Genomic DNA, 15,189 nt, shown 5'->3' on the forward strand with positions numbered 1-15,189 from the left:
ACTAAGTTTCAAAAATTAGAATCTTAGTTTCTCAGCAACTTAGTTTCTCTAAAAAAACTCACTATGTTAAATTTCGAATTATACAATCCTACCAAATTGATTTTTGGTAAAGGACAAATAGAAAAATTACCGACGTTAATTCCTGCAGGTGCCAAAATTCTTCTTGCCTATGGCGGAGGAAGTATTTTTAAAAATGGTGTTCATGAGCAAGCTCGAAAAAGTCTCGAAGGATACAATATTGTAGAATTTGGAGGAATTGAAGCCAATCCACATTTTGAAACTTTGATGAAAGCAGTTGCGATTATCAAGGAGGAAAATATCGATTTTATTCTTGCTGTAGGTGGCGGAAGCGTTATTGACGGAGTAAAATTTATTTCGGCAGCAGTACATTTTGATGGAAATCCAATTGATATTCTTCAAAAACACATTTTGATTAAAGAAAATGCAATGCCTTTTGGAACAATTTTAACGTTGCCTGCTACTGGAAGTGAAATGAACTCTGGTTCTGTCGTGACAATTGCAGCTACCCAAGAAAAATTGGCTTTTGGAGGCTCAGCACTATTTCCGCAATTTTCAATATGCGATCCAACCGTTATTCAATCATTACCAAAAAGACAATTACAGAACGGAGTTGTAGATGCCTACACACACGTGCTGGAGCAATACCTAACTTATGTGCACGAAGGATTTTTACAAGACCGAATTGCAGAAAGCATTTTGCAAACTTTAATCCAAATTGGCCCTAATGTTATTGAAAAACCAACTGATTATGCTTTGGCTTCCAACTTTATGTGGAGCTGCACTATGGCTTTGAACGGACTGATTCAAAAAGGAGTTCCAAGTGATTGGGCAACTCACATGATTGGCCATGAACTGACAGCGCTGTATGGAATTGACCATGCCAGAACACTCGCAATCATTGGCCCAAATCTATATAAAGTTATGTTTGAAACCAAAAAAGAAAAATTGGCTCAATACGGAAAACGCGTCTTTAATTTAACAGGTTCCGAAGAAGAAATTGCTAGAGAAGCTATTGAAAAAACTGTTGCCTTCTTTCACAGCATGGGAATGAAAACTGCACTCTCTGAAAATGCAGAAAATATTGAGAAAACTGCTGATTTCATTGTCGACCGTTTTGAAAAAAGAGGTTGGAAAGGATTGGGAGAAAAACAAAATATCACTTTAGAAAAAGTAAAAGAAATTGTTTTAGCAAGTTATTAAGTCTGTATCAAATGGACATAAAAAAAGGCGTTCATCTAACCAATAAGAACGCCTTTTAAAATACTAAAACAAAACTAACTCAATCCTTATATTTAAATTCTAAACAATTTATTTATAATGACTTACAACGCAAGTGTTGTGTTTATATTGTATAAAATCAAAAAAAAATATAAATAATCTATTTTTTTAGCAAAAACTTTATAAAGCTCCATAAATTCAAGGCTTATCATTAAAATTAATTTGTGTTATTGGTATATTTTTAAGTACTTTTGATGAAATTTAATAAAAAAATGGCCGATAATTTAAAATTTGCAGTGATTGGTGGCGGAAGCTGGGCTACTGCCATTGCTAAAATGTTGTGTGTAAATCTTCCCGAGATTTCATGGTATATGCGTAATGATGCTGCCATAGAACACATTAAAAACCACAAGCACAATCCTAATTATTTAAGCTCTGTAGAGTTTGACAATACAAAACTAAAACTTACCAACGATATCAATGAAGCTGTTGCTTATGCCGATTATATCATATTTGCAATTCCTTCCGCTTTTTTAAACAGCGAGCTGGAAAAACTAACAGTTTCCCTGAAAGACAAAATAATTTTTTCTGCCATAAAAGGGATTGTTCCCGAAACCAGTTTAATCGTTGGAGAACATTTTCATTACAAATATGATATTCCTTATTACAATATTGGCGTAATTACAGGGCCTTGCCACGCTGAGGAAGTAGCGCTGGAAAGACTTTCGTACTTAACCATTGCCTGTGGTGATCCTGACAAAGCAGGTATTGTTGCCAAAAATTTATCCGGAAACTATATCAAAGCCAAAATATCCGATGATATCATAGGAACGGAATATGCAGCAATGCTAAAAAATATTTATTCTATTGCTGCAGGTATTGCACATGGATTGGGTTATGGCGATAATTTCCAATCGGTTATTATGAGTAATGCCATTCGTGAGATGAAAAAATTCATCAAGAAAGTGCATAAAATGAAACGTAACATTAATGATTCGGCCTATTTGGGCGATTTATTGGTTACGGGATATTCCGTTTTTTCGAGAAATAGAATGTTCGGGAATATGATTGGAAAAGGCTATACCGTAAAATCAGCACAAATGGAAATGAGCATGGTTGCCGAAGGTTATTATGCCGTAAAAAGTGCCTATAAACTAAACCAAGGCTATGGCGCCAAAACCCCTATTATTGATGCTGTCTATGCTATTTTGTACGAAGGAAAAGAAGCCAAAGCCGTGTTTAAAAAATTGACAGAGGAACTTGACTAGATTGCAGATTTTAGATTGAAAAAACAAAAAAGGCATTTTCTAATTTATGAAAATGCCTTTTTTGTTTGATTTCCTCAGCTAATCATCGGACACTAAAAAACTGAATACTTATTTCACCATCACTCCATCAACAAACAAAAGCGGCACTTCTTCCACATTAGTTTCATTGATGCTGTTGGCTTTGAAAATAAACTTTTTGTCGTATAATGTGCTTCCGATGAAATAGGTCACCATAAACTCATTGTTTAGTGCCAATACACTTTTTTCCATCATTTCGATTTTAACCACTGAAACGGCTGGAACTTCCATAAAAGCGTGACGCAAAAGAGAAGTTTTCTTCATTTCTCCGTCGATGGTTCCAAAAGCTTTGGAAACTACCATAACACTGTCAAGTTGAAAATCGCTATCGTTTATTAAATACGCATACCACACTTTTTCCATAAAATCGTCGCTCCATTCTTGAACGGCAGCAAGGAATACGTTTTCTACTTCGGGGATGTTAATGTCTTTTTTCATTGTTGTCAAAAGTTATAAAGCCGAAAGTCGAAAGTCCCAAACATTGAAACTTTCGACTTTCGGCTTTTGACTTAAATTATATGCTTGATTTAAATTGTTCTAAGAAACGCACGTCATTTTCATAAAACATACGGATGTCACCAATTTGGTATAGTAACATCGCGATACGCTCGATTCCCATTCCGAATGCAAAACCATTATATTCGTCTGGATTAATGCCACAGTTTTTAAGAACATTTGGATCTACCATTCCACAGCCCATAATTTCTAACCAGCCGGTTCCTTTGGTGATACGGTAATCGGTTTCAGTTTTTAAACCCCAATAAATATCAACCTCGGCGCTTGGTTCAGTAAACGGAAAATAAGAAGGTCTCAATCGGATTTTTGATTTTCCGAACATCTCTTTCGTGAAATACAAAAGGGTTTGTTTCAAGTCGGCAAACGATACGTCTTTGTCAATGTACAATCCTTCTACCTGGTGAAAAATACAGTGTGAACGAGACGAAACAGCCTCATTACGGAAAACTCTCCCCGGAGAAATGGTACGAATAGGCGGTTTGTTGTTCTCCATATAGCGCACTTGCACTGATGATGTGTGCGTACGCAACAAAATATCAGGATTGGTCTGAATAAAAAATGTGTCCTGCATATCACGTGCCGGATGGTATTCCGGTAAATTCAATGCGGTGAAATTATGCCAATCGTCCTCAATTTCCGGACCTTCTGAAACGTTAAATCCGATGTTTGAAAAGACATCTATAATTTGGTTTTTTACCAATGAAATAGGGTGACGTGAACCAATAATTGTCGGTTCGGCCGTACGGGTCAAATCTCCGTAAATTCCTTTGAACTCTTCTTTGTCAGCCAAAGCTTCCTGAATGGATTTTACTTTGTCTTCAGCAGAAGTTTTAAGTAAATTGATTACTTGTCCAAATTCCTTTTTTTGGTCATTGGGTACGTTTTTGAATTCAGCAAAAAGATCTTTCAACAAACCTTTGGTTCCAAGAAATTTTATTCTAAATGCTTCTAATTCTGCTGTGTTTTCTGTGGAGAACGCCTGAGCTTCACCAATATATTCTTTTATCTTATCTATCATTTTCATTCCGTAATTGAGAGTGCAAATTTAGGAAATTTGTTTCAAGTATCCCGTTTAAAGTATAAAGTTTCCGTTCCAAAATCTGAAAACTGGTATCTATCCTCAAAATTTAATCAATCACTTCTCTTTCCAGAAAATAATTGACGATTGCTTCTTTCATTAAAACGGATTGCTCTCCTGCTTTTAATGGTGGTAATTGTTCTTTTACCTTATAATGGGGCCAGCCGTCTTCGTCAAAATAGTCGAATTCGTAGAATCCATAAGGCTCCAATAATCGGCAAATAGCGATATGCATCAAATTTAGTTTCTCGTCTTTTTTGTATTCGCGATGAACTTTTCCTAATTCCTGTACTCCTATTAAATAAATAATGGCGTCCAAATCCAAATCTTCGCCTTGCGAAAATTGATTGGAAAGTATATCGACAAGCCGTTCCCAGCGTTCTTTTAGTTGTGTGTCTCTTGACATTTTGATCGTTGATTGTTGATTTTCAAAAAGGATAATCAAATTATTTTACGCAAAGATAAGAACTTGAAAATTGACAATGGTTAACGATCAATTCTTTTATATTTGCAACTCCAAATTTTAAAATAAAAAAATGAGTTTTTTTGATATTGTTATAGGCGGACTATTGTGTTTTTCATTGTATAAAGGAATCCGAAACGGTCTTTTTGTCGAAATGGCTTCGTTCTTTTCCCTTATTTTAGGTATTTACATTGCCATAAAATTTTCGGATATAGTGAAGAATATTTTGTCAGGCTGGCTGCATTGGAATCCATATACTATTCAGGTTTTTGCTTTTATCTTAACTTTTATTGTCGTGGTTATTGGAATTTATATGCTTGGAAAGTTCCTGACTAATTTAGCTGATTTTGCTTTTATGGGATGGATGAACAGTCTGGGAGGCGGTTTTTTCAGAGTTTTGAAAACCATTTTAATCATCAGCATATTTTTGACGCTTTTTGAAAAAATAAATTACCAAAATTATTTAGCCAAAAAAGAAACATTGGATAAATCCATTTTCTTTAACCCAATTCAAAAGATATCAGGATTTATATTTCCTTCTATTGAAAAATGGTATGATAAAGCGAGGAAGTAATTTAAGTTAGCAGATAGCAGTTTTAAGGTTGCAGATTTTAGATTTCTTGAATCCGATAAGATTATTTTTTTACGAATTATACATAACATCAAAAAACAGAGTAGCCCACAGTTCTTGACTGTGGGCTACTCTGTTTTTATAAATCCAATGATTATTTTTTTGAAATCAAAATATAAATATGGAAACTAATTAAATCTATCTCCTGCAAATTTCTGAATTCTTCCTTTCTGCTTTCTGAAATCTTCCGTCTGCAAACTAAACACTAATCTTTAACTTCCTTTATTGCCCTAGCGTCTATCCAGCCTTCGGTTCCATCTGTCAATTGAATTTTTTTCCAAGCCCCTAAAATTTCCCCCACGTACACTTTGGTGCCTGCGTGCAGTACAAAAGTGGTTGCGCTTGCACTTTGAGGCTCGCTCCTTACGTCTACAGATTCAGCAAAAACGATGGCTGGTCTTTCATTATCGAAATGACTTTTCTCGAAAAAAGCGGCAGAAATACTCATTACAAGAAGCAACAGTATTACAAACATTCCCACAAAGAAAATTCTTTTCACAATTACTGTTTGATAAAAATAATACCCCATAAAAAACGACAAGAACAAAAACGCAAAAACAATCGTAATCCATGCCCAAGTATCAAAAGGATAAATCCCGGTAAAATCGCGAAGCAATTTCTCAAAACCAACTTTTGGCACAACTTTGATTTCGTCTATTGTTTGCTTTTGGGCAAATTTTATATTGTTTAAAACATCTTTGTCGGAAGGATCCAAAACCAAAGCTTTTTCATAATTATAAATTGCCGGGGCTGTTTGGTTTAACTTATAATAACAATTCCCTAAATTAAAATACAACTCAACAGACTCTTTGTTTGCCTCCAAAACAGATTCATAAGCTTTGGCAGCCTCTGCGTACTCCCCGTTTTGGTACAGAAGATTTCCTTTTTCAAAACCCGTTTGAGCATAGAAAACTTGTGTGATTAATAATAGTATGTAAAAAATATTTTTCATTTTAATTTTTTTTAAGCTGCTGAGATTCTAAGTTGCTGAGATTCTAAGTTTCTTAGGTATTAAATCTGTTTTTCCAATTCAGAAATGATGGCTACTGCTTTGTCAAAATCGTGCTGTATTGTTGCACTTGATGATGGCGCATATCTTGCGATCTCACAATTCTCGGTAAGTGCAATAAAATCATTGACCACTTCGGGTTTGGCTTTTCTGGACAACAACAATTCCTGAATATTATCTTTACTCATTTCCGAAGTCTCGATATGGAGTTTGGCTTTCAAGAAATTATGCATTGCTTTTTCCAAAGCCACATAGAAAGGCTCTTTGTTGTTAATTTGTTTTTTGGCCTCGGACAAATATTTCTTAGCCAATTTGTTATTCATTTTGATACGGTTACCAAAAACATCACTATCAATTGCTTCTTTTTTCTTTTTGAACAATACAATTATTGGAAGCAATAGGAACGGCAAGAACAATAATCCATAGAATTTATCCGAACCAAAAAACACCGGTTCATTCCTTGTTACTAGTTTTGTTTTTAAATCGATATATTTAAACTGCTCCACACCTTCAATTCTGTTTTTTCCTACACTAGCAGTTGCAGACGAATCAGCTTTTTGTGTAGGTCCGTCAAGAACATTAATTTTAATTTCCTTGGAACTTATCGTTTTGTAGGTTCCTGTTCCTAAATCAAAATACGAAAAATGCATTGGTTTTATGACATATTCCCCTTTAAACTGCGGTATAATAGTGTAGGAATCTGATATTTTACCGGTCATTCCTGATAGTGGTGTGTTTACTTTCTCGTCGTGAACTGCATCATACATTTCTAATGCATTTGGCACTTCCGGCTTAGGCAAGGTAAATAATTTAAGATTACCTGTTCCTGCTACACTCAAAACCAAATCTAAGCTTTCTCCATTTTTCAATGTAGTTTTAGACGGAATTGCCTTGAAATCAAATTTTCCAACGGCACCTGTAAAATCAAGTGGTTTACCAGCTTCCGGCAAAGGTTTTACATTAATGGTTTTGGCTCCCGCAGAAACTCTTTTGCTGTCTTCAACCAATATAACTCGACCGAATATATCTCTACGATTCGTTGGTAATTGAACTCCAATATTTAACGAAAGTGGTTCTATAACCAGTTTTCCTGACTTTTGAGGGTATAAAACTGTTTTTCGCAAAACAACATAACGGTATTGCTCACCTTTGAACATTCCTTCTTCAGGAACCAATCGTTTGATATCAATGTTCTGATTCCAAAAATCATTATATTTTGGTTTGCTAAGTTCTTCAAAACCTCTAATCCCTATGTTATTGAAATACAATTTATACACTATCGTGATAGGTTGATTAATGTATGGATTTGTATTTGAGATATCGGCTACTAAATATAGATTATCATCTGCTGAAACCTGTGAATCATTTGGATCTCTAGGTTGTTCTGTAGCCGCAGTTACATTGATTCTGATAGGTTGTGTTTTGTATATCTGCCCATTATATTCAATCATTGCCTGCTTGATTACCAAGTTTCCTTTTTGGTTGGGCAATAAAAAATATGAATAGCTTTTCTCGAAAGATGTTTTTCCATTTATCCAAGATTGACTTACCTGCTGACTCGGCCCTGCAATAATTCGAAATCCGTCAAAAGAAGGCTGCACAAAATTATCTCCATCAATATTCATCACAAAATCGATACGCAGTCTCTCGTTTAGTCCAAGCGTCGTCTTGCTTACTCTTGCCTCAAACTGCACTTGAGCCAAAAGTCCTTGAAAACATAATAGGAATAAAATTAAATATCTTTTCATTACTTTTTTAATCGTTTAAGTGTTTAACTGTTTAATCGTTTAAGTGTTCCAAATAAACAAATAAACGATTAAACAAATCAACTTGAATTTTACCAATCTTTCTCCGTTTTTACAGGAGATCCTTTTACTTTATTAGCATTTACTTTATCCTGTATTTTCTTTTCCTCATTGTTTACTGCATCCAAAAGATTTTCGGTACGCTGTTTGGGAATATCACCCGGTTTGGGTTTTGGTTGTCCCTGATCGTTTTTGGGTTTATCCTCTTTTTTATCTTTATCCCCGTCTTTCTTATCGTCCTTTTTATCTTTATCGCCTTCTTTCTTGTCGTCCTTTTTATCTTTATCCTTGTCCTTATCTTTATCCTTGTCTTTGTTTTTATCTTTTTTCTTATCGTCCTTTGGAGGTGGATTATCTTTTAGCATTTTTTTTGCCAAAGCATAATTATAACGCGTTTCTTCATCCTCAGGATTGTTTCTCAAGGCATTTTTATAGGCTTCCACAGCTTGGGTATAATCCTTCTCTTTCATGAAAACATTTCCCAAATTATGAAAGGCTTTGTGTTTTTGAGTTCTAGTTTTCAAACTTTTCAAAGCATTGGCATACGCAAATTTGGATTCCGAAAATTGGTTTTGCCTGTAAATGGAATTCCCTAAGTTGTACGAAGCCACCGTTCGGCTTGGAAATTTAGAGTGTGAAATTCTATAATCGGCTTCAGCTTCCACAAAATTCTTCGCTACATATTCCTCATTTGCTTTAGGCAAAACTTTGTCTTTCTCTTGAGCATTAGCCGCAAAAGTTAAAAGTATCAGCAATAAGTATATAATTCTATTTTTCATTTTCATTTCAATATTCCTTTCAAGATGACTGAACAGCAGTTACTTTTTGTACTTTATTTATTTTCTCCAAATAAATTCAATTTGTTTACCCATTTGGTTTTTCTTTCCAAAAAGAAAACATCCAAAAACAGAAGCAGAAAACCAAATCCTAAAAACCATTGAAACTGCGATTGGAAATCAGCCATTTGAGTAGCTTCAAATTCTGTCTTTTGGATTTTATCCAATGTTGCTTTTATATATTCTAAAACTTCTTTAGTATTGTTTCCGTTTACATAACCTCCTTTTGTGGCTTTCCCAATTGCTTCAAGGTTTTTTGGAACCAATTTTGTGATAACAATTTCTCCGTTTTTGTCTCTTTTATAGCTTTCGACAACTCCATTTCTTTTCAAAGGAATAGTACCTCCTTTTTCTGTTCCAACTCCAATCGTGATAATCTTAATTCCTAATTTGTATGCTTCTTCTGCGGCTGCTTCAGCTCCTTCGGAATGATCTTCTCCGTCGGATATCATGATCAGCAGCTTACTGGTTTTTTTATCATCAAAAAAAGTAGAAGATATCCTAATGGCTTCGTCAAAAGAAGTGCCTACCGAGGAAACCATATCGGTATTTGTACTTTGCAGAAACATTTTGGCTACGCTATAATCGGTTGTTATCGGCAATAACGGAAATGCGCTTCCGGCATAAGCCACAATCCCTATCCTGTCATTTCCCAGCTGATTGATAATTTGTGAAACGATTTGTTTGCTTTTGTCCAAACGGCTTGGAGCAACATCCTCACAAAGCATACTTTTGGATACATCCATAGCAAAAACGATGTCAATTCCTTCTCTTTTTACGGTTTCGACTTTAGTCCCGATTTTAGGGTTCACCAAACCAATAATTAGAGCCAATAATGCTAAAAGCAACACTATCAATTTTAAAACTGGTTTGAAAACTGAACGTTCCGGACTTAATCTTTTGATTACTTCCAAATCTCCAAATTCACGTTGTTTCTTTCTTTTCCAATATAAATTAAATAGAAAAAGTACCGCCACAACTGGCAGTATAAAAAGAAAGTATAAATAGTTGCGTTCGTCTAATTCCATTTTTATTTAACCACTAAGGTCACTAAGTTTTCACTAAGTTCACAAAATTAATTGCAAACTGTCTTTTATAAAGTTCCGTTTATTACTCTTTTAACACCGTTTTTCAATAAATTAACATTGAAATTAATTAACAATCCTAATTTACAATTTGACAATCTTAAGTAGGTTAACACTTGTGCCAAATGCACATCATTTAAAGCTTCAACTGATTTAATCTCAACTATAAATTTATCTTCTATACTAATATCAATTCTATAACCTGCATCCAACTTCACTTCTTCATAAACCAAAGGCAATTGTTTTTGCTTCTCAATTTTTAAATTGTGTTTCTCTAACTCATAGAACAAGCATTCCTCATAAGCACTTTCTAATAAACCCGGACCAAAGTTTGATGAACTTTTAATGCACTTTCGAAAACAATTTTTGATATATCATTCTCGCTCATCTCTGTTTTGTGTCTTTTATATTATTCACTTTGTGCTCTTTGCGCATTCTCCGTGTACTTTGTGTTTAAACCTATATAAAACTCCTATACACTGTATTGCGTAAACCTATTTCCAACAACAATAAAAATCCAGCGAGCAAAACGAAAGGTCTAAATTTTTCGTCATAATCGTAGAATTTTAATTCTTCAATTTCAGTCGTTTCCAGTTTATTGATTTCGCCATAAATTTGGGCCAATTTGCTATTACTGGTTGCTCTAAAATATTTACCTCCGGTTTTATTCGCAATACTTTTCATCATTTGTTCGTCAATTTCCACCTTCATCATTCTAAATATCAATTGTCCGTTAGGTCCAAGTGCATAAGGAGATTCTGCCATCCCGTTGGATCCAATACCAATAGTATACACTTTGATCCCATATTGGCGTGCAATATCAGATGCTGTGTCCGGCTCAATGAATCCGGCGTTATTAACACCATCTGTCATTAAAATAACCACTTTACTTTTGGCTTTGCTGTCTTTTAATCGGTTTACGGCTGTCGCCAACCCCATTCCGATTCCTGTTCCATCCACCAAAATATTATCGTATTTAATACTCCTGATGGCTTCTTGAATAATGGCTTTATCACTTGTCACCGGTGATTTGGTGTAAGCTTCGGAGGCATAGACTACAAGCCCTATTCTGTCATTGGGTCTTTCATCCACAAAATCTGCAGCCAAACTTTTAAGCGCTTGCATTCGATCTGGCTTTAAATCTCTTGCCAACATACTTCCGGACACATCAATTGCCAAAACTATATCAATTCCCTTTGTGGTTTTGGTTTTATTGCTGATGTCTACCGTTCTTGGTCTTGCCAATGCAACGATTAATGATGATAATGCCAGTATTCGTAAAACATCAAGCCCAGGCTTTAATTTTGCCAATAAAGATTCTGTCCCTTTGAAGCCTTGAAGTGAACTCATTTTCAAGGCCGCTGTCTGCTGGTTCCTTTTCCAAAACAGCCAAGCCACCGCAACAGGCATCAGAAGAAACAACCAAAAAAATTCTGGATTTAAAAAGGTTATTTTTTCCATTAGTTACTTGCTGATTTAAGTTCAACCGAATTCATAATACGGTCTGTCAATTCCGTTGCATATCGATCTCCTTCTTCGTGAAGAATCATAATTTGCTGTAGTCCTCCTTCTTGTCCAAAAAGCAGGATTTCATAATATATTTTGGAACTTGATTGGCTTTCACCATCAATTCTTGAGAAAGTTCCATATCCTTTTTTACCAGTAATTCCGTTGTTGGTTTGGAAATCCTCTTCTTTGACAATCATATTTTGTGCGCCTTGAGTTTCCAATACTTTCAAAGAACTTTCTATAGCTTTCGATAAATCTAAAGCGCCTTCTTTTTTGTATTTCATTGTGGACACCATAATATAAAAATTGTCCAGCAAACTTCCATATCCAAATGACTGCATCTCTTTAATCAGTGCCATTCCATCTTTTGGCAATGATTTGGTCAAATCCATTCGTTTTAAAACCTTTGGAGTTTCAATGATAACGCCCGGATTTCCATACTCACTTTTAACCCATTCGCCTTCCAGCAATTCTTTGGTTGGATGTCCCAGCACATTGTCCTTTACATAATCAAAACCTTTGGTGGCGACAAAGAAAGCTGTCGTTGCAAAAAGCAGAAAAAGAACAGACCCAACCGATATTGCAATACGCTGATTTCTCTTTTTTCTAAGCAAAATTTTGATTTGTTTTTGCTTTTGAGCTTCATTCAGGATAGTGTCTTCCTCTATTGGAACTTCAACAGGAATTGCTTCGTCTAGTGTTAAAATCGCTTTTTGAATTCTATTTCTGTCCTCGGTGATTTCATACTCCAGCGGTTTCGACTTTGCAAACTTTACTAAATCGGCCTGTTTCAAAACGGTAAACAAATTCTCTATTGTTTCCTGAGAAAGCTTCATTTTCTTTTTTAATGAAGCGGTTTTTAATCCGTCAATCAATTCAGAAGTAGTACTTTCCATTGCGGGAATTTCTATTGCTTCTTCAATATAATTTCGGGCAATATCCGTCAGTTCACTATAATATTCTTTGACTTCTCCATGCTGCCAAAGTTCTTTCTTTTCTAATATATTAAGCAGACTTGTCGCTTTTTCAATCGGAGTTTTATAAACTTCTTCTTCAATTTTTTTCTTCTGGCGAATTTTGGTGTACCAATAAACAAAAGCTCCAATTCCTAAAATCAATAGTATTCCCAAAAGATATTTCCACCAGTCTGAAGAATCTTCGGCTTTAACAATCTCTTTGATGTCATACATTTTTTGTCTTAATGTATCAACCTCAACATTGGCAACCTCAACTTTTATGGAGTCCGTCAAAAACTCTTTGTTGTTTATCAAGATTTTTATACTTGGAATTGTGTATTTCCCCGAATCAAATTGAGTCAAACCATACTTTTTGATTAATTCGTATCGGTCGTCTTTTTTGATGGTGTCAATTGGATACGACTGAATTACTTCCAGCGCTCCAATGTTTTTTAGTTTTGGAAAAACAACTTTAGATAAAGTATCTACTGAAGTTTTTAAAGTCAGTTTAAACTCAGCTCCAATTTTATTTTTTGTGGTATCGATACTGGTAACTACTTTTTGCTGTGCAAAAATAGAAGTCGAAATCAGCAGTAATAGTAGGTAAAGTTTAATTTTCATTTTTTATCTAATTAACCTTGTCAGTTCCAATGGATATTCCAGAACTGATTGGGGCTAGGTTTCGTCTTATCGTGATTTAAAATAGCCTAATAATTTGGTGACATAACTTTCATCCACTCTTGTGTTTACAACACCTGAACCCGATTTGCTGAAAGTTTCTTTAAAATAATTCACATTATCATGAAAGTATTTCTCATAATTCATTCGCACCGATTTTGAACCTGTATTAATCAATTGTGTTTCACCTGTCTCAGCATCAATCATCGACACCATTCCTAAGTTTGGCATTTTTTCTTCTCTAATATCATACACGCGAATACCTGTGATATCGTGTTTTTTTGAAGCAATTTTCAAGGTTTGCTCATAGTCTCCCGACATGAAATCGGAAATAACAAAAACGATTGCTTTCTTTTTTTGAGTTCCCGACAGAAACTTCAAAGCTTGAGAAATATCTGTTTTGTGACTTTTAGGTTCAAATTCTATCAATTCACGAATGATGCGTAATACGTGAGACCTCCCTTTTTTGGGTGGAATATACAATTCGATTTGGTCCGAGAACAAAATCAATCCTATTTTGTCATTATTTTGAGTAGCCGAAAATGCCATTGTTGCAGCAATTTCGGTAACAATTTCTTTCTTAAACTGGTTCTTGGAACCAAAACTTTCAGAACCCGAAATATCGACCATTAACATCATGGTCAATTCTCTTTCTTCCTCAAAAACTTTGACGTGAGCTTCGTTGTACCTAGCAGTCACATTCCAATCGATGGAGCGTATATCGTCGCCAAATTGATATTGACGCACCTCACTGAAAGTCATACCTCGCCCTTTGAAAGATGTATGATATTCACCCGAGAAGATATGATCGCTCAATCTTCTGGTTTTGATTTCTATTTTACGTACTTTTTTTAAAAGCTCTTTTGTATCCATTTTTTTTAGTAATTAGTAATTAGTGAATAGTGAATAGTAACCAACCAAGGCTAATTACTTTTCACTTATTACTTTTCACCTATTATGGTACTTCGATTTCGTTTATGATTTTATTGATAATGTCAACCGATGTAATATTTTCGGCTTCGGCTTCATAAGTAACTCCGATTCTATGACGTAAAATATCATGAACTACGGCACGAACATCTTCAGGAATTACATATCCACGACGTTTGATAAAAGCATAACATTTGGCGGCAGTAGCAAGATTAATACTTCCACGTGGTGATGCTCCAAAACTGATTAAAGGTTTCAAATCAGCCAATTTATATTTCTCTGGGTAACGAGTTGCAAAAATAATATCCAGTATGTATTTTTCGATTTTTTCATCCATGTAAACCTCACGAACTGCTTCTTGAGCACGAAGAATTTGCTCTACAGAAACTACTTGATTTACTTTTTCATAACTTCCTTTAAGGTTTTGACGAATTACCAAACGCTCATCTTCCATTTTTGGATAATCGATAACTGTTTTCAGCATAAAACGATCAACTTGCGCTTCAGGCAATTGATATGTTCCTTCTTGCTCAATTGGGTTTTGAGTTGCTAAAACTAAAAACGGCTTGTCTAATTTGAAAGTAGTATCGCCAATAGTTACTTGTTTTTCTTGCATCGCCTCTAATAAAGCCGATTGCACTTTGGCAGGAGCACGGTTAATCTCATCGGCAAGAACGAAATTAGCAAAAATTGGTCCTTTTTTAATAGAAAACTCATTGGATTTAATATTATAAATCATGGTTCCAATAACATCCGCGGGCAATAAATCGGGAGTAAACTGGATTCTGCTGAAAGAACCATGAATGGCTTGTGAAAGAGTATTGATGGCTAATGTTTTTGCCAATCCTGGAACTCCTTCCAACAAAATATGTCCTTGGCCCAAAAGTCCAATTAACAATCTTTCGACCATATGTTTTTGTCCCACAATAACTTTGTTCATTTCCATAGTGAGAAGGTCTATAAAAGCACTCTCTCTTTCGATTTTTTCATTGATTGCTCTAATGTCTAAAGTCGTTGTATTTTCTTCCATTTTTATATATTTATTCCCTTAAATTTTTATCTCTTTTATTTGATGGTGCAAATTGAATTTTTTTTTAGAAGTAAGATG

Annotated in this window: 15 protein-coding genes; 3 read left to right on the forward strand and 12 right to left on the reverse strand. The window is 34.9% G+C overall.

Going from position 1 to position 15,189, the window contains the following annotated elements:
• Positions 1 to 63 precede the first annotated feature (63 nt).
• Positions 64 to 1,221: an iron-containing alcohol dehydrogenase gene (locus B0E44_RS07505; RefSeq protein WP_077372417.1), complete on the forward strand. Its 1,158-nt coding sequence runs from the start codon at positions 64 to 66 to the stop codon at positions 1,219 to 1,221.
• 290 nt (positions 1,222 to 1,511) lie between these two features.
• On the forward strand, positions 1,512 to 2,507 hold the full coding sequence (locus B0E44_RS07510) for an NAD(P)H-dependent glycerol-3-phosphate dehydrogenase (protein WP_077372537.1): 996 nt from the start codon (positions 1,512 to 1,514) through the stop codon (positions 2,505 to 2,507).
• A 108-nt stretch (positions 2,508 to 2,615) separates the two neighbouring features.
• On the opposite strand, the gene B0E44_RS07515 is transcribed toward B0E44_RS07510, so the two are convergent.
• The 3 genes from B0E44_RS07515 to B0E44_RS07525 all read right to left on the reverse strand — a co-directional run bounded on the left by B0E44_RS07515 (position 2,616) and on the right by B0E44_RS07525 (position 4,585).
• Complete coding sequence (locus B0E44_RS07515) at positions 2,616 to 3,023, reverse strand: hypothetical protein (protein WP_077372420.1); 408 nt, start codon at positions 3,021 to 3,023, stop codon at positions 2,616 to 2,618.
• Between the two features lie 76 nt (positions 3,024 to 3,099).
• Complete coding sequence (gene pheS / locus B0E44_RS07520; protein ID WP_077372540.1) at positions 3,100 to 4,119, reverse strand: phenylalanine--tRNA ligase subunit alpha; 1,020 nt, start codon at positions 4,117 to 4,119, stop codon at positions 3,100 to 3,102.
• 109 nt (positions 4,120 to 4,228) lie between these two features.
• Complete coding sequence (locus B0E44_RS07525) at positions 4,229 to 4,585, reverse strand: hypothetical protein (protein ID WP_077372423.1); 357 nt, start codon at positions 4,583 to 4,585, stop codon at positions 4,229 to 4,231.
• Positions 4,586 to 4,715: 130 nt separating this feature from the next.
• Between B0E44_RS07525 and B0E44_RS07530 the strand changes: the two genes are divergently transcribed.
• A complete protein-coding gene (locus B0E44_RS07530) occupies positions 4,716 to 5,216 on the forward strand; it encodes a CvpA family protein (protein ID WP_077372426.1) in 501 nt (166 codons plus the stop codon).
• 262 nt (positions 5,217 to 5,478) lie between these two features.
• On the opposite strand, the gene B0E44_RS07535 is transcribed toward B0E44_RS07530, so the two are convergent.
• From B0E44_RS07535 to B0E44_RS07575, 9 genes are all read right to left on the reverse strand, one after another.
• Positions 5,479 to 6,225: a tetratricopeptide repeat protein gene (locus tag B0E44_RS07535; RefSeq protein WP_077372430.1), complete on the reverse strand. Its 747-nt coding sequence runs from the start codon at positions 6,223 to 6,225 to the stop codon at positions 5,479 to 5,481.
• A gap of 59 nt (positions 6,226 to 6,284) precedes the next feature.
• Positions 6,285 to 8,030, reverse strand: coding sequence for a BatD family protein (locus tag B0E44_RS07540; RefSeq protein WP_077372433.1), 1,746 nt, complete (start codon positions 8,028 to 8,030; stop codon positions 6,285 to 6,287).
• Between the two features lie 89 nt (positions 8,031 to 8,119).
• Entirely contained in the window at positions 8,120 to 8,866 is a 747-nt protein-coding gene (locus B0E44_RS07545; RefSeq protein WP_077372543.1) for a tetratricopeptide repeat protein, read from the reverse strand.
• 53 nt (positions 8,867 to 8,919) lie between these two features.
• On the reverse strand, positions 8,920 to 9,951 hold the full coding sequence (locus B0E44_RS07550) for a VWA domain-containing protein (protein WP_077372436.1): 1,032 nt from the start codon (positions 9,949 to 9,951) through the stop codon (positions 8,920 to 8,922).
• Positions 9,952 to 10,016: 65 nt separating this feature from the next.
• Positions 10,017 to 10,379, reverse strand: coding sequence for a GxxExxY protein (locus B0E44_RS07555; protein ID WP_371594749.1), 363 nt, complete (start codon positions 10,377 to 10,379; stop codon positions 10,017 to 10,019).
• 88 nt (positions 10,380 to 10,467) lie between these two features.
• Complete coding sequence (locus B0E44_RS07560) at positions 10,468 to 11,469, reverse strand: VWA domain-containing protein (protein WP_077372442.1); 1,002 nt, start codon at positions 11,467 to 11,469, stop codon at positions 10,468 to 10,470.
• The gene (locus B0E44_RS07565) at positions 11,469 to 13,094 is read right to left on the reverse strand and encodes a hypothetical protein (protein WP_077372445.1); all 1,626 of its coding nucleotides are present in this window, start codon (positions 13,092 to 13,094) and stop codon (positions 11,469 to 11,471) included. Before B0E44_RS07565 ends, B0E44_RS07560 begins: the two co-directional genes overlap by 1 nt.
• 66 nt (positions 13,095 to 13,160) lie before the next feature.
• A complete protein-coding gene (locus B0E44_RS07570) occupies positions 13,161 to 14,024 on the reverse strand; it encodes a DUF58 domain-containing protein (protein ID WP_077372448.1) in 864 nt (287 codons plus the stop codon).
• An 82-nt stretch (positions 14,025 to 14,106) separates the two neighbouring features.
• Positions 14,107 to 15,111, reverse strand: a complete 1,005-nt coding sequence (locus tag B0E44_RS07575) for a MoxR family ATPase (protein WP_077372451.1) — start codon at positions 15,109 to 15,111, stop codon at positions 14,107 to 14,109.
• Positions 15,112 to 15,189: the final 78 nt, after the last annotated feature.

This window comes from Flavobacterium sp. A45 (genome assembly GCF_002001005.1).
Classification (GTDB): domain Bacteria; phylum Bacteroidota; class Bacteroidia; order Flavobacteriales; family Flavobacteriaceae; genus Flavobacterium.